This window comes from bacterium, from assembly GCA_020440705.1.
Taxonomy (GTDB): Bacteria; Krumholzibacteriota; Krumholzibacteriia; order LZORAL124-64-63; family LZORAL124-64-63; genus JAGRNP01.
On sequence record JAGRNP010000073.1, the window covers coordinates 1 to 19,723 of the forward strand.

At 70.5% G+C, this 19,723-nt stretch carries 22 protein-coding genes; 10 read left to right on the forward strand and 12 right to left on the reverse strand.

Features of this window, described 5'->3' with window-relative positions; genetic code table 11:
• From KDM41_11580 to KDM41_11605, 6 genes are all read left to right on the forward strand, one after another.
• Positions 1–1,036 (forward strand): 2-oxo acid dehydrogenase subunit E2 (locus KDM41_11580; GenBank protein ID MCB1184065.1); only part of this gene is annotated, 1,036 nt, incomplete at its 5' end.
• A 4-nt stretch (positions 1,037–1,040) separates the two neighbouring features.
• Positions 1,041–2,471, forward strand: a complete 1,431-nt coding sequence (gene lpdA / locus KDM41_11585) for a dihydrolipoyl dehydrogenase (protein MCB1184066.1) — start codon at positions 1,041–1,043, stop codon at positions 2,469–2,471.
• Between the two features lie 29 nt (positions 2,472–2,500).
• Positions 2,501–3,085 (forward strand): cob(I)yrinic acid a,c-diamide adenosyltransferase, encoded by a 585-nt coding sequence (locus tag KDM41_11590; GenBank protein ID MCB1184067.1) that lies wholly within the window; start codon positions 2,501–2,503, stop codon positions 3,083–3,085.
• A gap of 189 nt (positions 3,086–3,274) precedes the next feature.
• Entirely contained in the window at positions 3,275–3,754 is a 480-nt protein-coding gene (locus KDM41_11595) for an RNA polymerase sigma factor (protein ID MCB1184068.1), read from the forward strand.
• Positions 3,751–4,227, forward strand: coding sequence for a zf-HC2 domain-containing protein (locus tag KDM41_11600; protein MCB1184069.1), 477 nt, complete (start codon positions 3,751–3,753; stop codon positions 4,225–4,227). Before KDM41_11595 ends, KDM41_11600 begins: the two co-directional genes overlap by 4 nt.
• A 59-nt stretch (positions 4,228–4,286) precedes the next feature.
• Positions 4,287–4,607, forward strand: a complete 321-nt coding sequence (locus KDM41_11605) for a heavy metal-binding domain-containing protein (protein MCB1184070.1) — start codon at positions 4,287–4,289, stop codon at positions 4,605–4,607.
• A 79-nt stretch (positions 4,608–4,686) separates the two neighbouring features.
• Here the strand turns inward: KDM41_11605 and KDM41_11610 are convergent, their stop codons facing one another.
• The 5 genes from KDM41_11610 to KDM41_11630 form a co-directional block, all read right to left on the reverse strand.
• The gene (locus KDM41_11610) at positions 4,687–6,933 is read right to left on the reverse strand and encodes a patatin-like phospholipase family protein (protein ID MCB1184071.1); all 2,247 of its coding nucleotides are present in this window, start codon (positions 6,931–6,933) and stop codon (positions 4,687–4,689) included.
• A gap of 129 nt (positions 6,934–7,062) precedes the next feature.
• Complete coding sequence (locus KDM41_11615; GenBank protein ID MCB1184072.1) at positions 7,063–7,242, reverse strand: 4Fe-4S binding protein; 180 nt, start codon at positions 7,240–7,242, stop codon at positions 7,063–7,065.
• Positions 7,243–7,410: 168 nt separating this feature from the next.
• Positions 7,411–7,848, reverse strand: a complete 438-nt coding sequence (locus KDM41_11620; protein MCB1184073.1) for a DoxX family membrane protein — start codon at positions 7,846–7,848, stop codon at positions 7,411–7,413.
• Positions 7,845–8,345 (reverse strand): rhodanese-like domain-containing protein, encoded by a 501-nt coding sequence (locus KDM41_11625; protein MCB1184074.1) that lies wholly within the window; start codon positions 8,343–8,345, stop codon positions 7,845–7,847. Before KDM41_11625 ends, KDM41_11620 begins: the two co-directional genes overlap by 4 nt.
• A 10-nt stretch (positions 8,346–8,355) precedes the next feature.
• Entirely contained in the window at positions 8,356–9,369 is a 1,014-nt protein-coding gene (locus KDM41_11630; GenBank protein MCB1184075.1) for a DUF1573 domain-containing protein, read from the reverse strand.
• 184 nt (positions 9,370–9,553) lie between these two features.
• Here KDM41_11630 and KDM41_11635 point away from each other — a divergent pair, with 184 nt between their 5' ends.
• From KDM41_11635 to KDM41_11650, 4 genes are all read left to right on the forward strand, one after another.
• The gene (locus KDM41_11635; protein ID MCB1184076.1) at positions 9,554–10,576 is read left to right on the forward strand and encodes a potassium channel protein; all 1,023 of its coding nucleotides are present in this window, start codon (positions 9,554–9,556) and stop codon (positions 10,574–10,576) included.
• Between the two features lie 119 nt (positions 10,577–10,695).
• Positions 10,696–11,631, forward strand: a complete 936-nt coding sequence (gene cysK / locus KDM41_11640; protein ID MCB1184077.1) for a cysteine synthase A — start codon at positions 10,696–10,698, stop codon at positions 11,629–11,631.
• A 48-nt stretch (positions 11,632–11,679) separates the two neighbouring features.
• Entirely contained in the window at positions 11,680–12,627 is a 948-nt protein-coding gene (locus KDM41_11645; GenBank protein ID MCB1184078.1) for a serine acetyltransferase, read from the forward strand.
• Positions 12,628–12,659: 32 nt separating this feature from the next.
• Positions 12,660–14,687 (forward strand): hypothetical protein, encoded by a 2,028-nt coding sequence (locus KDM41_11650; GenBank protein MCB1184079.1) that lies wholly within the window; start codon positions 12,660–12,662, stop codon positions 14,685–14,687.
• 82 nt (positions 14,688–14,769) lie between these two features.
• Here the strand turns inward: KDM41_11650 and KDM41_11655 are convergent, their stop codons facing one another.
• From KDM41_11655 to KDM41_11685, 7 genes are all read right to left on the reverse strand, one after another.
• A complete protein-coding gene (locus KDM41_11655; protein MCB1184080.1) occupies positions 14,770–15,237 on the reverse strand; it encodes a chemotaxis protein CheX in 468 nt (155 codons plus the stop codon).
• Complete coding sequence (locus KDM41_11660) at positions 15,237–15,617, reverse strand: response regulator (GenBank protein ID MCB1184081.1); 381 nt, start codon at positions 15,615–15,617, stop codon at positions 15,237–15,239. Before KDM41_11660 ends, KDM41_11655 begins: the two co-directional genes overlap by 1 nt.
• On the reverse strand, positions 15,614–16,501 hold the full coding sequence (locus KDM41_11665; GenBank protein ID MCB1184082.1) for an HDOD domain-containing protein: 888 nt from the start codon (positions 16,499–16,501) through the stop codon (positions 15,614–15,616). Before KDM41_11665 ends, KDM41_11660 begins: the two co-directional genes overlap by 4 nt.
• 10 nt (positions 16,502–16,511) lie before the next feature.
• A complete protein-coding gene (locus tag KDM41_11670; protein ID MCB1184083.1) occupies positions 16,512–17,000 on the reverse strand; it encodes a chemotaxis protein CheD in 489 nt (162 codons plus the stop codon).
• Complete coding sequence (locus KDM41_11675; protein MCB1184084.1) at positions 16,997–18,067, reverse strand: chemotaxis response regulator protein-glutamate methylesterase; 1,071 nt, start codon at positions 18,065–18,067, stop codon at positions 16,997–16,999. Before KDM41_11675 ends, KDM41_11670 begins: the two co-directional genes overlap by 4 nt.
• Positions 18,068–18,679, reverse strand: a complete 612-nt coding sequence (locus KDM41_11680) for a chemotaxis protein CheW (protein MCB1184085.1) — start codon at positions 18,677–18,679, stop codon at positions 18,068–18,070. It lies immediately after the preceding gene.
• On the reverse strand, positions 18,648–19,723 hold a 1,076-nt coding region (locus tag KDM41_11685; GenBank protein MCB1184086.1), incomplete at its 5' end, for a chemotaxis protein CheA. The genes KDM41_11680 and KDM41_11685, both read right to left, overlap by 32 nt.

Below are 19,723 nucleotides of genomic sequence, written 5' to 3' on the forward strand. Positions count from 1 at the left end.
CGCCCCGGCGCCCGCGCCCGCGCCCGAGGCCCCGGTGGCCCCCGGTGCCGTGCCCGGCTCGCGCCATCCGGCCACCCAGGTCGACCTGACGGCCGTCCGCTCGGGCGACATGGTGGCCCCGGCGGCGCCCTCGGTCCGGCGCCTGGCCCGCGACCTCGGCGTGGACATCTACCAGGTGCAGGGCAGCGGCCCCGGCGGCCGCATCAGCGAGGACGACGTCCGCACCTTCGTGCGCACGGCCATGCGGAACATCACCGGCGGCGGGCTGGCGCCCGTGGCCACCGGCGAGTTCCCCGGCCTGCACGCCCAGCGCCCCCTGCCCGACTTCACGAAGTGGGGACCCGTCACCCACGAGCCCCTGTCGAAGGTGCGCCGGATCACCGCCGACGCCATGGGCTACGCCTGGTCGACCATCCCCATGGTGACCCAGGACGACAAGGCCGACATCACCGACCTCGAGGCCTTCCGCAAGCAGTTCAACGGCCGGCGGGGGCAGGAAGTCAAGCTGACCATGACCGCCATCCTGCTGAAGGTGTGCGCGGCGGCCCTGCAGGCCTTCCCGCACTTCAACAGCACGCTCGATCTGGTGCGCGGCGAGCTCATCATCAAGAACCACTTCCACATCGGCGTGGCCGTCGACACCCCGGGCGGCCTGCTCGTGCCGGTGGTGCGCGACTGCGACCGCAAGGGCATCGAGTCCCTGGCGGGCGAACTGAACGCGCTGGCCGAGAAGACCCGCGAGCGCAAGATCAGCCCCGCGGACATGGAGGGCGGCACCTTCACCATCAGCAACCTCGGCGGTATCGGCGGCACGAGCTTCACGCCCATCGTCTACGCGCCCCAGGTGGCGATCCTGGGCGTCTCGGCGGCGGCGACCGAGCCGGTGTGGGACGGCACCGGGTTCGCGCCCCGTCTGCGCATGCCGCTGAGCCTGACCTACGACCACCGGGTGATCGACGGCGCCGACGGCGCGCGCTTCCTGCGCTGGATCTGCGAGGCCCTCGAGCAGCCCATCAACCTGGTGATGAAGGGATAGCGGCATGAGCGAGAACACGATCCCGCAGACGGCCGGACTCGTCGTCGTCGGCGCCGGACCGGGCGGCTACGCCGCGGCCTTCAAGGCCGCCGAACTCGGCCTCGACGTGACGCTGATCGACCCCGAGGCCAACCCGGGCGGCGTGTGCCTGCACCGGGGCTGCATCCCCTCGAAGGCCCTGCTGCACGTGGCCAGGCTGGTCACCGAGGCCGAGGAGTCGGCGGCCATCGGCGTCGCCTTCGCCAGGCCGCAGATCGACGTCGACCGCGTGCGGGAGTGGAAGGACGAGGTCATCGGCAAGCTCACCGGCGGTCTCGGCCAGAAGGTGCAGGCCAGGAAACTGACCTATGTGCGGGGCACGGCGCGGTTCAAGGACGCGCGCACCCTGGCGGTGACCACGAACGAGGGCGCCACCGGCGAGATGACCTTCGCCCAGGCGATCCTGGCCACGGGCTCGCGGCCGTTCATGCTGCCGGGTGTCGAAGTGGGCCCGCGCATCCTCGACTCCACCGGCGCGCTGGAACTGGCCGACGTGCCGAAGTCGCTGCTCGTGGTGGGCGGCGGCTACATCGGCCTGGAGCTGGGCTCGGCCTACGCGGCCCTGGGCAGCGCGGTGTCGGTCGTCGAGATGACGAACGGGCTGCTGCCGGGCGCCGACCGCGACCTGGTCTCGGTGCTGAAGCGGCGCCTGGACAAGCAGTTCAAGCAGATCCTGCTGAACACGAAGGTGGCCGAGCTCACCCCGCAGAAGACCGGCGTCAAGGTCGTCTTCGAGGACAAGAAGGGCACCCGCGAGGAGAAGTTCGACAAGGTGCTGATCAGCATCGGCCGGCGCCCGAACACGGAGAACCTGGGTCTCGAGAACACGCGGATCGCGCTCGACGGCAAGGGTTTCGTGGTCGTCGACGGCCAGCGCCGCACCGCCGAGCCCCACGTCTTCGCCATCGGCGACATCGCCGGCGAGCCCATGCTGGCCCACAAGGCGTACGCCGAGGCCCACGTGGCCGCCGAGGCCGCGGCCGGCCGCAAGGTGCAGTACGACCCGCGGGCCATTCCCGCGGTCGTCTTCACCGACCCGGAGATCGCCTGGTGCGGCCTGACCGAGACCGAGGCCCGCGACCGCGGCATCAAGGTCCGGACGGCCAAGCTGCCCTGGCGGGGCGTGGGCCGCACGCTCACCCTCGGCCGCGACGACGGCATCACCAAGATCATCGCCGACCCGGAGACCGACCGCGTGCTGGGGGTGGCGGTGGCCGGGCCCGGCGCCGGCGAGCTCATCGCCGAGGGCGTGCTGGCCCTGGAGATGGCGTGCGTCACCGAGGACCTGCGCAAGACGATCCATCCGCATCCGACCCTGTCCGAGACGATCTACGAGGCGGCCGAGGCCTTGTTCGACCCGCAGCGCGACATCCAGGCCGACGCCCCCGCCGAGTAGGGACGCCGCACGAGACAAAGGACGGCCCCATGGCCCGCATCTACACCCGGACCGGCGACGACGGCACCACTCACCTGGGCGACGGCAGCCGCGACCGCAAGTGCGCCGACCGCATCGCCCTGTACGGCGAGGTCGACGAACTGAACAGCGTGCTCGGCTGCGCCGTGGCGGCCCTGCGGCGCGTCGGGCTCGAGGGCCTGGGCACGCTCGTGCAGGACCTGCAGGACATCCAGAGCCGCCTGTTCGATCTGGGCGCCGTGCTCGCCCATCCGGGCAAGTCGGCCGAGTGGGCCGGCGATCCGGCGGCCGGCCACGACTTCGGGGCCGCCGAGCTCGAGAAGCTCATCGACCGGCTCGACGCCAACCTCGCGCCCCTGAAGAACTTCATCCTGCCGGGGGGCCAGGAGGGGGCGGCGCTGCTGCACCTGGCCCGCGCCGTGTGCCGGCGGGTCGAGCGCCAGGCCGTCGAACTGGCCGCCCGCGAGCCCGTGCCCGCCGGCGCGGTCGTCTTCCTCAACCGCCTGAGCGACTTCCTGTTCACCGCGGCCCGGGCCGCCAATGCCGCCGCCGGCGTGCGGGACATCCCGTGGGTCGGCCAGTCGAAAGGCGCGTGATTGCTGGGTTTCGGTGTCTTTTCCGCCCTGCCGCCGGACGCCGCGAATAACCCCCTGCCCGCCGGGGTAGGTTCCTCGTCCCCGGGAGCGGCCGCCGACGCGGCCGATCCCTTTGCCGAAGAACGCCGCCGGGATCGCGCCGACATCATGCGCTTCCTGGCCGGCGAAAGCGGAGGGTTCGAGGACCTCATGACGCGCTACCGCTCGCGGGCCTACGGCATCGCCCTGAGCCTGACCGGCAACCACGACGACGCCATGGACGCCATGCAGAAGGCGTTCATCCGGGTGCATCGCTCGCTGGGCCGGTTCCGGCTCGAGGAACCGTTCTTCCCCTGGCTGTACCGCATCGTCCGCAACACCTCCCTGAACCAGAAGCGCGACGAGGGTCGCCACAAGGGCGAATGCCCCCTGGAGTGGGTCGAGCGCGACGACGGCCGGCCCGATCCCCTGGCGACCACCGTCGCGGACGACCTGCGCGAGCGCCTCTGGCAGGGCGTACAGGAACTGCCCGAGGAGATGCGCACCGTCTTCGCCCTGTACCATTTCGAAGGGCTGAAATACCGCGAGATCGCCGCATCGCTGGGGATTCCCCTCGGCACGGTGATGAGCCGCCTGCACGCGGCGCGCACGCGCCTCAGGCAGGTGGTCGAACCGGAGGAAGCATCGTGAACGGGAACGGCTCCTTTGACCCCCGCAAGGAAGCCCACCTGCTCAGCGCCTACGTCGACGGCGAACTGGACGCCGCCGACCTGGCCCGCGTCGAGGCGCATCTGGCCCGGCCCGACTCCGAGAGCGGCGAAGCCCGCCGGGAGATCGAGCGGCTCAGGCGCCTGAAGGCGCTCACCGGCGCCATGCGGTTGAAGGAGCCGCCGCCGGAGGAGTGGGAAGCATTCTGGGAGAACGTGTACAATCGGGCCGAGCGGTCGGTCGGCTGGATCCTGCTGATGGTCGGCGTGGTCGTCGTCGGCGCCTGGGCGGCCCTGCAGGTCGTCCTGGCCCTGACCCACGCCGAGAACCTGCCCCTCTACGTGAAGGGCGGCATCTTCGTCGGCGCGGCCGGGCTGCTCGTGCTGCTGGTCTCGGTGGTGCGCGAGCGCTGGTACGCGCGGCAGCGCACCCGCTACAAGGACGTCATCCGCTGACGTCGCGTCCCGCGTCCGCCCCGGCGGCGGCGCGCAGAAAGGTCCGCATGAACGGCGACATGCTCTGCACCACCACCCACGAGATCGCGGGCAAGCGCATCGTGCGCACCATCGGCCTCGTGCGCGGCAACACCATCCGGGCCCGCCACCTGGGGCACGACCTGATGGCCGGCCTGAAGAACATGGTCGGCGGCGAGATCACCGACTACACGAAGATGATCGCCGAATGCCGCGAAGAGGCCCTGGACCGCATGGTGGCCGAGGCCGAGGCCAACGGCGCCAACGCCGTGGTGGGGGTGCGCTTCGCCACGAGCGAGATGATGGAGCACGCGGCCGAGCTGCTCGCCTACGGGACGGCGGTGGTCGTCGAGGACGTCTAGGCCGCCCCGCGGCGGTGCCCGCCTTCCCCAAAAAGAGAACGGGGCGGCGCCTGCGCGCCGCCCCGCTTCCGTTGCGGACCTAGTTCACGAAGTGCTGCAGGACGCCCAGGCTGAGGTAGAGGGCGTCCTGGCCTTCGTCCGTGCGCCCGTAGGACAGGGCCAGCGGGCCGGCGAAGGTGGTGCCGACCAGCGAGAACAGGGCCGCGTAGCGCAGGTCGTCGGCGGACGGATCGTCGAGCCAGTACCAGGCATTGCCCGCCTCGAGCTGCACGCCCACGTACCACGAGGTGGCGTAGGGACTCGTGGCGCGGGTCAGCCGCCGGTAGTAGGCGGCCGTCGACAGGGCGTAGATCTCGCCGGAGATCTGGTCCTGATGCAGGCCCGAGATGCGACCGGGGCCGCCCAGGGTGAACACGGCGAAGAGCGGCATGTCGGTGTGGAAGTTGGTGCCGCCCTGGCCCGTGAGGATGAAGACGTCGTCGGCCGAGCCGAAGGCCAGGCCCAGGGCCGCGTCGGCCTGGTGGTAGTCCAGGCCGGAGCCGAGGTCGGGCAGGGCGTGGAACCAGCGCACGCGCCCGGCCCAGCCGGCGTAGGGCAGCACCGGCCGGTTCAGCATGTCGCCGCCGAGGCTGCCGGTGACGCCGCCGAAGGCCCCGTCGAACTCGCCCAGGCTCAGGCCCGAGCGGTCGCTCGCCGTGAGGTGTCCGTAGGCCAGGCCACCCCGGATCTCGCCCCAGCGACCCAGCCGCAGGCCGACCTCCGGCTGCACCTGGAAGCGCTCGATGTTGTAGTCGCCCCACTCCTTCAGCAGGTAGTACCACGGCTTGCGCTGGTAGGCCCAGGTGCCGGTCAGGGCCACGAAGGAGAGCCGGCGCATGGTCAGCGGCTGGTAGAGTTCCGCCGACAGGCCCGTCCGGGGCCCGATCTTGAAGTCGGTGCGCACCTCGCCGCCGTGGGTATTGAGCTCCATGCGGGTCCAGCGCATGCGGGCGGTGAGCTCGGACTGGCCGCCGTCGCCGCCGAGGTACGAGAAGCCGAAGTTCAGGATGTTCGGCGCGTAGTGCTTCGGGATGGTGATGACCTCGAGGGCGTAGCCGCCGCCGTCGAGCGGGTGCAGCGAGAAATCGACCAGCTCGAACACGCCGTAGTCGTAGAGGGCGGTGAAGTCCTCCTCCAGCTGCACCATGTCGAGGGGCTGGCCGAGTTCCTGGCCCAGCCGCGCGCGCACGGCCGCGTCGCCGGCCACCGATTCGTTGGTGATGCGGATCTCGTTCACGGTGACGGGCCGGATGTTGCGTTCGCGGTGGCGGCGCAGGTGCTCCACGTACTCGTCCTGCGGCAGGGCGAGGGCCCGCAGCTGGTCGACGACCCGCAGGGCGGCCTCGCGGCCGGGGCCGATGGTGTCGAGCACCCGCTTGAAGTCGCGCGTGCTGATGCCGGTCAGGTCGGGCTGGATGACGATGTCGGCATTCGCCACCTGGGGGTCGACGTTCTGCCGCGCCCCGATGTAGCCCTTCTGCTCGTTGATGCCGCTGATGGTGCGCAGCTTCGCCGGATCGGTCTCGGCCGGGATGGCACCCACGTCGACGGCGATGATGATGTCGGCGCCCATGGCGCGGCCCACGTCGACGGGCAGGTTCCGCGCCAGGTAGCCGTCGACGAGCTTGCGTCCGTCCCACTCGACGGGCGGGAACACCCCGGGGATGCTCATGCTCGCGCGCACGGCCTTCAGCAGGTTGCCGTGGTCGGGCACGAACATCTCGCCGGTCTGCAGGTCGGTGGTGACGGCGCGGAAGGGCGTCGGCAGGTCATCGAAGCTCTCGTGGCCCAGCAGGTAGAGCGCCGGCTCGCGGAAGGCGAAGCCCAGCTTCTGGCCGGAGATGGCGGCCGAGGCCAGGACGACGCCGCGGTCCTTCCAGCCCCACTCGACGGGCAGGAAGTCGGCGGTGTCGTCCTGCTTGCGGCGGAAGGTGCGGTCCTGGCGGGCGGGGCGGTCGCTGAAGAGGTCGTCCCAGTCGATGCCCTCGAGGGTGGCCTGGATCTCGTCGGGCATCAGGCCCACCGAGTAGAGGGAGCCGATCACGGCGCCCATGCTGGTGCCGGCCACGAAGTCGATGGGGATGTTCTGCTCCATCAGCACCTGCAGCACCCCGATGTGGGCGCCGCCGCGGGCGCCGCCGCCGCCGAGCACGAGCCCGATGCGGGGGCGCTCGGCCGGAGGCGGGGAGGTGGGGGCCGTCTGCGCCGGTGCGAGGCCGGGTCGCAGGACGATCGTGGTCAGGAGCAGGATGGCGAGCGGGGTGAGGGCCGGCAGACGGCGCTTCATGCCACGTCCCTTCGATCGGGTCCGGGGTTGTCGGGCTACGCGGCACCATGATGCCCGGACGCCGGGCCGGCGGCAAGCAAAAGGGGCGCCGCGGGGGCGCCCCTCTATCGATCGCGTGCGGGGTCCGACCTACTCGTCGACCATGCTGATCGCGCCCTCGGGGCAGGCGTCCACGCAGGCCTCGCAGTCGATGCACTCCTCGGCGTTGACCCAGGCCTTGCCGTCGACCATGGAGATGACTTCGGTGGGGCAGGCTTCCACACACTCTTCACATGCGGTGCACATGCTCTTGTCGACCAATGCGGGCATTACGGGATCCTCCTGAGAACTCGGACAATGGGGCCGCCGCCGGCGGCCGGACTTACCTCAAAAGGTACGAGATGGGCACCGTATGTCAAATTGCCCGTGATTGTCAATATCAATATAAGCGATTGCTGCGTAATGGATTACATGATTATGAAAACCGCAGTCAAAGATTTATTTGCGCAGGAGCGCAGAAAGTCCCCAGCGGTCGTCGCGCGCCAGCAGCGGGGGCAGGCACAGGAGCAGCAGCCCGAGGTCGCGGAAGAGGAGCGAGACGCCCACGCCGTGGCCGGCGTCGGTGTTGAAGCAGCCGCAGGAGATGTCGAGCCCGCGCGCCAGCGCGGTGCCGATGGCGATGGTGAAGACCACGAGCAGGAACGCGGCCCACAGGCTGGCGCCGCGGCGGGCGATGCCCAGGACGAGCGCCGCCCCCAGCACGAACTCGACCATGGGCAGCAGCAGCGCCGACGGGTGCAGCAGGGCGTAGGGCACCAGGCGGTAGTGGTGGATGGCCTCGGCGAAGGCCTGGGGGTGGGCCAGCTTGTCCAGGGAGGCGTAGATGAACACGCCGCCGACGGCGAGCCGGCAGAGCAGGACGACGACGGCGCTCATGGCGCGGCCTCCGCCGGCGCCGCGGAGATCTCGCCGCCGGCCCCGCGCCAGGCCTGCAGGCCGCCCTTGAGGATGACGACGTCGCCGTAGCCGCGCTCGATGAGACGTGCCGCCACGTTCGAGGTGCGCGTGAGGTTGCCGTCGCCGACCAGGATGAGCCGGTCTTCCGGGAGGAGGAAGTCGAAGTTGGCCCTGAGGTCGTCGTCGAAGCTGTCCTCGCGGATGAAGAGGGCGCCGGGCACGGTCTCGCCGCCGGTCTCGGCCCGGGTGTCGACGAAGAGGTGCACGCCCTCGTCGTAGAAGGCCAGCGCCGCGGGCACGTCGATCAGGGGCGCGGCCAGTTCGAGCTGGTACACGGCGGGTTCCGCGGCCAGGGGCAGGGGGTCGTCCTGCCGGGCCCACCAGCCGCCGGCGGCCACGGCCGCCACCAGCAGCAGCACGCCGGCCTCCCGCAGGGAGGCCGGCCAGTCGGGAGTCCAGGCGGCGAAGCGGCTCATGGACCGGGTCCTACATCCGCACCATGTAGGTCACGGGGATCTCGATGACCGGGGTGCTCTTCAGGTCGGTGTGGATGGTGATCGTGCCGGACATGCGGCCGCTGGCCGCGACGGCGCGGGGGTCGTCCTTGCCGACCGGGGTCCCCGAGACGACGATCTTGGTCTCGGCGTTGGGAATCGTCTCGACGACCTCGAAGGCCAGTTCAGGCAGGTCCGACTCGACCTTCGTCACCTTGAACGCGGTGCCCTTGCGGAAGGGCGCGACCCGGATCGACTGGTCGAGGCTCTTCTTGAACCGGTAGGTGACGCGGGCGGGACTCGCGGTGAGCTCCTGCTGCACCCAGCACTGGATCTCGAAGTCGGCCGTCGGCATCTCGGGCACGTTGGTCTCGACGCGGATGTTGTCGCGGTGCTGGCCGGGCTCGATGTCGGCCGGCAGCGTCACCTCGAGCGCCGCGGTCCGGGGATTGCCGTCGAGGTTGTTGATCACCTTCACCTCGAAGAGGCCCTTGCGGGTCCCGGCGGCCGAGATCTCCAGGGGGCCCTCGGTCTGCTTGGTGAAGACGGCGCGGCGGGTCATGACCTCGCCGCTGAGGCTCTGGGTGAAGCCGATGCGCTGGCTGACCGGGTCGATGACCATGGGCGCGAAGACCTCGGCCGTGATCATGACCGTCACCTGGGGATTCAGGGGGTCGTTCGAGCTGATGTTGACGGCCTTGACCACGTGGCCGTTGAACTTCTTGCTGCTGAACTCGATGGTGATCAGGGTGCTTTCGCCCGGTCCGAGGGAGCGGGTGTCGAGGGTCGGCACGGTGCAGCCGCAGTCGGCGTGCACGTCCTCGATCTGGAGCGTTCCGGCGCCCTTGTTGGTCACGGTGACGGTGGTGGTCCGGGTCTGCTGCTGGTCCATGGGGCCGAAGTCGAAGGACATGGGCGAGACCTCGATCACCTGGGCGGAGGCGCCGAGGGGAGCGAGGACCACGAGGGCCAGGGCGAGCAGCAGGGGGGCGGGAATCTGTCGCATGACGAGCCTTCCTGAATCGTGCGGCCGCGCGGCGGGCGCGGCGGGATCGGGGTTGTCCGCAAGGGTGGCCGCGGCGGCGGCCGGGCCCTGTAAACGGTAATCCCACCGTCGGGTTCCGGCAATTTTGGCCCTTCCCCAACGCGGGAGCACCCCCTAGGATAGCACCAAACCCCACGGAGGTGCCATGTTCGACACGACCCTGAGCTTCCGGCACGTGATCCGCGGCCTGATCTTCATGCTGCTGGTGATGGTGTCGGGGACGCTCTGGTTCACGCTGGTCGAGGGCTTCACGGTCCTCGACGCGGTCTACATGACGGTGATCACCGTCAGCACGGTCGGCTTCCGCGAGGTGGGGGGCGACCTGGACGCGTCGGGCAAGATCTTCGTGCTCTTCCTGATCACGAGCGGCCTGGCCGTGCTCACCTACACCCTGGGGTCGCTGGGCCGGTTCATCGTCGAGGGCTCCATCGAGCGGTACGTCGGGAGGCGCAGGATGGTACGCGAGATCGGGAACATGTCGGGCCACTACATCGTGGCCGGTCACGGGCGCATGGGCGAGATCCTGTGCGAGGAACTGGCCCGGGAGAACGTGCCCTTCGTGGTCATCGAGGGCGATCCGGACACGGCCGAGCAGCTGGCCCGGAAGGGCTACCGGGTCGTGGAGGGCGACGCGACCGAGGACGAGGTGCTCGGGCGCGCGGGCGTGGCGCGGGCGCGCTCGCTGGTGGCCGTGGTCTCGAACAACGTGGACAACCTGTACATCACGCTCTCGGCGCGGGAGATGTGCCGGGGCGTGAACGACAAGCTGTACATCCTGGCCCGCGCCACCGACGACGCGGCCAGCGAGAAGATCAAGCGGGCCGGGGCCGACCGGGTCATCTCGCCCTACGTGATCGGCGGCATGCGCATCGTGCAGGCCCTGCTGCGGCCCACGGTGTACGACTTCATGGACATCGCCACCCAGGGCGGCGGCATGGAGCTCATGTTCGAGGAGCTGCCCATCGGCGACGGCTCGAACCTCGACGGGGTGGCCCTGCGCGACTCCGGCATCCGCGCCGACTACGACATCATCGTCATCGCGGTGAAGAAGCCGTCCGGCCGGATGGTCTTCAATCCCGGTCCCGGGCAGGAGCTGGCGAAGGGCGACGTGCTGATCACCCTCGGCGACCGCGAGCAGCTCGACCGGCTGCGGGGCGCCCTCGCCTGACGGCCGGTCTTGCGCGCGGGGGGTGCGATCGGTTTATTCTTGACTATCGTGGTCAACATATAGCCGAGCGCGGCCGCACGGGGCGGTCGCGGGCCCGCCCGACGAAAGGCCGCAAGACCATGTCAGAGAGAATCCACGGCAACGCCACCGGACTCGTGGGGGGCACCCCCCTGGTGCGGCTGGCCCGACTCGTCCCCGCCCACGGGGAGATCCTGGCCAAGCTCGAGTCGGCAAATCCCATGAGCAGCGTGAAGGACCGCATCGGCCTGGCCATGATCGAGGCCGCCGAGCGCGACGGCAAGCTGGCTCCCGGCGGCGAGATCATCGAGCCCACGAGCGGCAACACGGGCATCGCCCTGGCCTTCGTGGGGGCGGCGCGGGGCTACCGGGTCACGCTGGTCATGCCCGAAAGCATGTCGCTCGAGCGCCGGGCGGTGCTGCGCTCGCTCGGGGCCGAACTCGTGCTGACGCCGGCGGCGGGCGGCATGAAGGGCGCCATCACGCGGGCCGCCGAGCTGCTGGCCGAGCGCCCCGGGGCGTTCATGCCCGACCAGTTCGCCAACCCGGCCAATCCCGAGGTGCACTACCGCACCACGGCCGAGGAGATCTGGGCCGACACCGGCGGGCGCGTCGACGTCCTGGTCTGCGGCGTCGGCACCGGCGGCACCCTGACCGGCACCACGCGTCGCCTGCGCGAGCTGAACCGCAACCTGAAGACCTACGCCGTCGAGCCTGCCGAATCGCCGGTGATCTCGGGCGGGCAGCCCGGACCCCACAAGATCCAGGGCATCGGCGCGGGCTTCATCCCGGTGAACCTGGACACGAGCCTCATCACCGAGACCCTGCAGGTGGGGAACGAGGAAGCCATGGAGATGGCCCGCCGCGCCGCCCGCGAGGAGGGGCTGTTCGTGGGCATCAGCTCGGGCGCGGCCCTGGCGGCGGCCCTGCGCCTGGGCGCGCGGCCGGAAATGGAGGGCCGGCGCATCGTGGTCGTGCTGCCGAGCTTCGGCGAGCGCTACCTGAGCTCGGACCTGTTCAAGCAGTTCATGCACTAACCCGAACAGCGGGCGGGCCGGTCCGCGGGGCCGGCCGGGAGGCACACCGTGACCAACGACGATCGCAGCCGCCAGTTGCGCCGCCTGACCAGCGACGTGGTCGACACGTTCCGCACCGTGGGCGGCATCAACCGCATCGGCGAGAAGAACCTGCCCAGCCAGGCGGCCGTGGTGGCGATCCTGGACGAGCTGCAGGCGGTGGTCTTTCCCGGCTACCACGGCGACCCCATTCCGGAGAACGCCGACCTCGAGGTGCTCGTGGGGGCCCGTCTCGACGCCGTGGCGCGCAACCTGAGCGCCGTCATCGAGCGCACCCTGCGTTTCTGCCGCCAGCTCGACTGCCGCTGCGAGGAACTGTGGCAGACCACCGGCACCGCCGATCTCGGCGAGGCGCGTTTCCGCGAGGCGGCCGAGGTGATCACCCTGCGCTACCTCGCGCAGCTGCCGGAGATCCGTCGCCTGCTGGCCCTCGACGTGCGGGCGGCCTTCGAGGGCGACCCGGCGGCCCAGAACCCGGAAGAGGTCATCCTCTGCTATCCGGGCATCACGGCCATCACCATCCACCGCCTGGCGCACCCGCTGCAGAAGCTGGGCGTGCCCCTGGTGCCGCGCATGATGAGCGAGTGGGCGCACCACCGCTCGGGCGCCGACATCAATCCCGGTGCGGTGATCGGGCGGCGCTTCTTCATCGACCACGGCACCGGCGTGGTCATCGGCGAGACGACGCGGATCGGCAACGAGGTGAAGGTCTACCAGGGCGTGACCCTGGGCGCCCTCAGCTTCCGGCGCAACCCGGACGGGACCCTGGTCAAGGGCGGCAAGCGCCACCCGACCATCGGCGACCGGGTCACCATCTACGCCAACGCCACCATCCTGGGCGGCGAGACCGAGATCGGGGCCGGGGCCGTCATCGGCGGCGGAGCCTGGATCACGGCCTCCGTGGCCCCGGGCGAGAAGATCCTGGCCGCGGGAGAGGGGGGCGCAATCCGCCCCTGACTTTTCCGGGCGGGTCGTGCTAGATTCATGGCATGATCTGGACGCATCGGCATCAGCGCACGGCGGCCCTCGGCTGTCTGCTCGGGGGGCTGCTGTGGGGCGCCGCCGCCGCGGCCGCGCCCCTGCCCCACGGTCCCCAGACGCGGGACGCCTTCCTCGCCGCCAAGTCGGTGCCCTCCGCCAAGAACGGCGAACTGGGCGATGCGGCCGTCACCAGCGACCGATACGACGTCCTGCGCAACGAGATCGACCTGCGCATCGATCCGGCCACGGCCTCCGTGAGCGGGTCGGTGCGCATGGTCTTCCAGGCGGGCGGGGCCGGCCTCGACGCCTTCGTCTTCGACATGGGGGCGGCGCTGGACCTGGTCGCGGTGGAGCACCTGTCGGGCGAGCTGCCGGCGACCCGCGGCGGCGACACGGTCGTGGTGGCCCTGCCGACCGCCCTGGCGCCGGGGGCGGTCGACTCGGTGCTGGTCCGCTACACGGGCGACGACACGACGCCGGTGGCCAACCGCGGTCTCATGTTCAAGACCCACTTCCCGCTGCCGCCCATTCCCCAGGAGAACCTGGTGCCGCTGGTGGCCAACCTGAGCCAGCCGGCCTTCGCCCAGCACTGGTGGCCCTGCAAGGACCGCCCCGACGACAAGTTCCTCATGACCATGCGGGTGACGGTGCCGGACACCCTGTTCGCCGTGTCCAACGGCGTGCTCGAGTCCGACGCGCCGGCCGCGCCCGGCTGGCGCACCCTCACCTGGCGCGAGAGCCATCCCATCGCCACCTACCTCGTGTCGGTGGCGGTGAGCGACTACGTGCGCCTCGTCTCGCCGTGCACGACGCCGGGCGGGTCGAGCATCTCCCTCGAGAACTTCGTGCTCCCGCGGGACGTGGACAACGCCCTGGTGGACTTCGCGCCCCTGTGCGACATGATCGGCTTCTGTGAGGACATCTACGCGCCCTACCCGTTCCCGGGGGAGAAGTACGGCCACGCCGTGTTCATCTGGCCGGGTGCCATGGAGCACCAGACGGTCACGAGCATCGGCACGGTCTTCGTCAGCGGCACCGGCGACAGCGATTGGCTGATCATGCACGAACTGGCCCACCAGTGGTTCGGCGACAGCCTGACGCCCGCCGACTGGGCCGACATCTGGCTCAACGAGGGCTTCGCCACGTACGCCGAGGCGCTGTGGTTCGAGCACCTGGGCGGGGCGGCCGACTACGCCACCTACATGGCCAACGCCCGCCACGAATCGGAATGGCTGGCCCAGGGGCCGGTGTACGATCCGGTGCCGGTCTTCCCGGGCCGGGTGATCTACGACAAGGGCGCCTGGATCGTGCACATGCTGCGCGAGCGCATGGGCGACGCGGCCTTCTTCGCCTTCCTCGCCGAATGGACCGGCGGGGGCGGGCGGCCCCGGGACTTCGTGGCGACGGCCGATCTGGTGGCCCTGGCCTCGAGCCATGCGGGAGAGGACCTCGCGGCCTTCCTCTGGCCGTACCTGACGAGCACGGCGCTGCCGGTCGTGGACGTCGCCTGGCGCGTGGTCGCGGGCGACGCCGGTCCGGACACGCGGCTCGAACTCGACCTGGCCCAGCGGCAGACGCCGCTCTTCGACAACGTGTACCCGCTGCGGGTGACGACGACCGCGGGGGTCGTCGACCTGGCCGCGCCCCTGGCGGCGGCCGCGGCGACCCTGACCTTCGAGCTGGCCGCCCCCGTGACCGGGGTGGCGCTCGATCCGGAGCGGCGCCTGCTGTGGAATCCGGCCGGCGCGACGTCGACGCCCGCGGGCCTGACCGCGGCCTTCCCCAACCCGACGCGCGGCGGCTACATCGTGTTCGGCTTCCGCCTGCGCAGCGGGGCGCGGCCGCAGCTGCGGGTGTACGACGCGCGGGGCCGCGAGCTGACGTCGCGCGACCTGGGCGCGTATCCGGCCGGCGACCACGAGTACGGCTACGACGTGACCGGCAAGCAGGGCGAACGCCTGCCGTCGGGCGTGTACTGGGCGGCCCTGACCGTGGACGGCCAGCGGTCGGTGAAGCGCTTCACGGTGGTCCGGTAGCGGCAGCTCGGGGAAGCGATCGGACAGACGCAGGCCCCCGCCGGCGGCGGGGGCCTGCGCGTGTCCGGAGCCGCAGGTCGGGTCAGTCCCCTTCCCAGGTCACCAGCAGCGGCGTGTCCTCGAGCAGGAACGTGTGGGGCTTGGCGTTGTCCCACTCCTGACCCTGGTTCGCCGACGAGAGCACGCGGCACTCGGGCAGGCCCAGCTCGAAGGAGTCCATCTCGGGCAGCAGGTGGGTGAAGATGGAGCCGGCCAGCATGTTGGCCAGTTCGCCCAGCACGTCGTGCACCTCGAACTCGTCGTCCTCCATGTTGAACTCGCGCATCATCATGGCCTCGGCCAGGCGCAGGGCCAGGGACTGGGGGATGACGAGCCCGACCATGGCCGGGTGGGGCTTGTAGACCGGCAGCCGGGTGTAGAAGATGGCCTCGTCCGGGTCGAAGACCGTGCCTTCCGGCGCGGGCAGCACCTCCATGAAGACCGTGTTCTCGAAGATCTCGGCCGTGCCGCTGGCGATGGCCGCATCGACGTTCTCGAGGGTGAACTTCATCACGCATCCTCCCGGGCCAGGGCGGTCTCGAGGCCCTCGGCGATGGTCATGGGGTTGACGGGCTTGCGCAGCACGACGCAGGCGCCCAGTTCGAGCAGCTCGTCGCGGCGGGCCTGGTTGCCCGAACTGGTGATCACCATGATGGGCATGCCGTTCAGGCGGGGGCTGGCGGCGATGCGCCGGATCAGCTCGCGGCCGTCCAGGACGGGCATGTTCAGATCGGTGATCAGCAGGTCGACGCCGCCGTCCTTCAACGCGGTGAGGGCCTCGCGGCCGTTGGCCGCCTCGAGGAACTCGACGTCCTCCTCGGCCGAGATCTCCACGCACTGGCGAATGAACATCCGGGCGGTGCCCGAATCGTCGGCAATCATGATCCTCATGCTTCCGTCTCCTGGTTGTCACCGAAGAGGGCCTCGGCGGTGGCCTTGAAGTCCACCTGCACATCCAGCGCCAGGCCCTCGAGGCCGCCGGTGTCGATGTCGAGATGGTCCCGGTAGTCCGGGTCCAGCGTGTACTGCATGTCGTCGGCGCCGGTGCCGACGCCGAACATCATGGCGAGCATGTCGGCCGTGTGCACGGTGTAGGCCATGGTGCGGAACGCGTCGGGCGCCTCCTGGGGCGCGTGGTGGTAGCGGATGGCCGCGACCAGCGAGGCGGGCATGTTCCAGTGCCGGGCCAGGGCCTGGCCCACGTCGGCGTGGTCGGTGCCCACGGTCCGGTGCTCGAGGTCGAGCTGGTCGCCGTCGCCGATCTCCTCGCGCAGGCTGGCGAGACGGTCGAGGTCCTCGGCCAGGTAGTCGCTGATGACGGCCTTGCCGATGTCGTGCAGCAGTCCGGCCGTGAAGGCGACGCCGCGCTCGACGCGGCCGCCGGTGTGGCGGCTCAGCTCGCGGGCGGCGATGGCCGTCCAGAGGCTGTGGCGGCCGAGGTCGCCCCGGGAACCGTGGTAGCCGGCCAGGTCGGCGTTGAACACCTCGCCGGCCGAGGCGGCCAGCGCGATGCCGACGACCTTGGTCTCGCCGAGGAAGGCCAGCGCCTCGCGGATCGAGTCGACCTCGCGCCGCAGCCCCATGGCCGCGGCGTTGACCGTCTTGAGCACGGAGACGGTCAGGGCGGGATCGGTCTCGATGATGCGCACGATGTCGCTCACCTGGTAGTCGGCCTTGCCGATCGCGTCGAGCAGCTGGCTCGCGCCGGGCGAGAGCACCGGCACGCGCTTGACGCTGTCGAGGATCTCCTGGGTCTTGACGGTCGTTTCGGTCATCGGCCGGCTCCTAGATATGCGACGGGTCGCGTCCCGGCGAGGTCACCAGGACCTTGCCGTCGTTGGTGTTGACGGTCACGGTGCGGCTGATGGAGCCGCCGACGTCCTCGGCCACGGCTCCCATGCGCTGCGCCCACAGCCCCTTCTTGATGGCCAGGACGTTCCGCTTGCCGATGTTGAAGGTGTTGTTGCGGTCCATCACGTTGGCGCCGCCGGTGAGCTTGACGACGACCTTTTTCAGGTTCTGGGCCGCGCCGGCCTTCTGCATCAGGGTGATCAGGGCCGGGATCGCCGTGTCCGCGAAGTAGCCGGGCAGCTTCTGGGCCCGCTCCGGATGGACCTTCGATTCGGGCAGGGCCACGTGGACCATGCCGATCGTGCGCGTGGGGGGATCGAGCAGGATGATCGCCACGCAGCTGCCGAGGGCGTGCGTCTTGATGACGTCGCCCGGCTGGTTGACCATCCCGAATTCCCCGATGCCCAAGGTGACTGTGCTCAAACCAACTCCTTGCTCCTGCTGAGCAGGGTCAGGATCCTGCCGGCCATTTCGTTCAGGGGCACCTGCCGCTCGGCGGCGCCGATCTCCCAGGCGACCTTCGGCATGCCGTAGACGACGCAGGAGGCCTCGTCCTGGGCGAGGGTGCGGGCGCCGGCCTCGCGCATGGCCCGCAGACCCTCGGCGCCGTCCCGGCCCATGCCGGTCAGGATCACGCCCACGGCGCGGGGGCCGTAGACGGCGGCGGCCGAGACCATCAGGGGCTCGACGGACGGGCAGTGGCCGTTGACCTTCCCGGAATCGCCGAGCCTGATCACGGCCCTGTCGCCGCGCCGCACCACGGTCATCTGCACGCCGCCCGGGGCGATGAGCAGTTCGCCGGGCTGCGGTTCGTGGCCGTCGACGGCCTCGCTCGCCCGCAGGGCGCAGGTGTCGTTGAGGCGCTCGGCGAAGATGCGGGTGAAGCCGGCGGGCATGTGCTGGGTCACGAGCACCGGCGGACAGGCCGCCGGCAGGGCGCCGACGAGGGTGCGCACGGCCTCGGTGCCGCCGGTCGAGGCGCCGATCACCACCGCGTGGCTCTCGAGAACGGCCTGGGGCACGGTGGTGGCGCGGGCGCCCGGTGCGGTGCCGGGGGCCGCGGCGGTCTCGGGCGCCGGGCGCGGCACCCGCGCGCGGGCGGCGCCGACGATCTTGCGGTGCAGCTCGCGCAGCATCTGCTGCAGTCCCTGGGGGTCGCGGCTGCGCGGCTTGGCGACGAAATCGAGGGCGCCGGCCTCGAGGGCCTGCAGCGTGACCTTGCGTCCGCTCTCGGTGTGGGCGCTGACCATGATCACCGGCAGGGGGTGCTGCGGCATGAGCTGGCGCAGGAACTCCACGCCGTTCATGCGGGGCATCTCCACGTCGAGGGTGAGCACGTCGGGCCGCAGCTGGGGGATCTTGGCGACGGCGTCGTAGGGGTCCTCGGCCGAGCCCACGATGGTGATGCCGGGGGCGCCGGCCAGGCCCTGGGTGAGGATCTCCCGCACCAGGGCCGAGTCGTCGACGATCATGACGCGGATGTCCGCCATCTACGCCGTCTCCTGCTGCAGCAGCCGGGCCGTGTCGAGCAGGATCGTCACGTGGTCGCCCTGCTTGCCCAGACCGCTGATGAAATCGCTGCGCGCCGCGCGCTCGCCGGGCTGGTCGGGCGGCGGCGAGATCGATTCGGGCGGGAAGGTGCCCACCTCGTTCACCCGGTCGACGACCAGGCCCACGGTGGCGTCGCCGACGGTCACCACGACCACGCAGGTGCGCGGGTCGTACTCGCGCTCCTCCATGCCGAAGCGCAGCCGCACGTCGACCACGGGGATGACGTTCCCGCGCAGGTTGATCATGCCCTTGACGAAGCCGGGCACGTCGGGCACCTCGGTGATGGTCTGCAGCCCGACGATCTCGTTCACGTCGAGGATCTCGATGCCGTAGTCCTGCTCGCCGATGCGGAACGTCATGAAGAGGTTCCGGTGGGCGTCGTCGAACTCGTCCTCGTCGTCGTAGACGTCCTCGAGGTCCTCGGGCGCCTGGAAGTTGCGCGCCAGTTCGCCCAGGTCGGGGGCCGGGCCGGCGTTGGGGGCGGTGGTGGTCGTCGTCACGTCGTCGTCCTCCGCGGGATCAGGCTTTGGCGGCCGGGGCGGTCGCCGCATGGGTCAGGATCGTGGCCACGTCCAGGATCAGGCTGATGGAGCCGTCGCCGAGGATCGTGCAGCCGCTCACGCCGTGGGGCTGGCCCACGTAGCCGGACAGGCCCTTCACGACCGTCTGCTGCTGGCCGAGGATCTCGTCGGCGAAGAGGGCGGCCGTGTGGCCGTCGTTCTCCGCGATGACGACGATGCCCTCGTCGAGACGCTCGAAATCGGACTTGAGCCGGTACAGGCGGTGCAGGCGCACCACCGGGATCAGTTCGTCGCGCAGCTTCACCATCTCGATGCCGTCCGGGGTGACGGTGATCTGGCCCTTCTCGGGGCGGAAGGCCTCGCGGATCGAGAGCAGCGGGATGTTGTACGTGCTGCGGCCCACCCGGACCAGCATGCCCTCGATGATGGCCATGGTCAGGGGGATGCGCATGACGAAGCTCGAGCCGCGACCGGGGTTGCTCTTGATGTCGACCTTGCCGTTGATCTTCTCGATGTTGCGCTTGACGACGTCCATGCCGACGCCGCGGCCGGAGATCTCGGTCACCGCCGCGGCGGTGGAGAAGCCCGGCTCGAAGATGAGCTTGTAGACGTCCTCGTCGCGCATGTCGGCGCCGTCGCCGGTGATCAGTCCCTTGTCGGCCGCCTTGCGCAGGATCACGTCGCGGGGCAGGCCCTTGCCGTCGTCCGAGACGATGATCCACACCTCGCCGCTCTCGTGGCGGGCCTCGATGGTCACGGTGCCCGTCTCGGACTTGCCCACGGTGGCGCGGGCGTCCGGGGTCTCCAGGCCGTGGTCGATGGCGTTGCGCACGATGTGCACCAGCGGGTCGGAGATCTGTTCGATGACGGTCTTGTCGACCTCGGTCTCCTCGCCGACGAGGGTCAGGTCGACCTTCTTGCCGGCCTTCTGGGCCGTGTCGTGCACGAGGCGCACCATCTTCTTGAAGGTGCCGCTCAGGGGCACCATGCGCACGGACATGGCCACGTCCTGCAGGTCGGTGGTGATGCGCCGCAGGTGGTGGCTTGCCTTCTCGAAGTTCTCGAGCTCCTGGC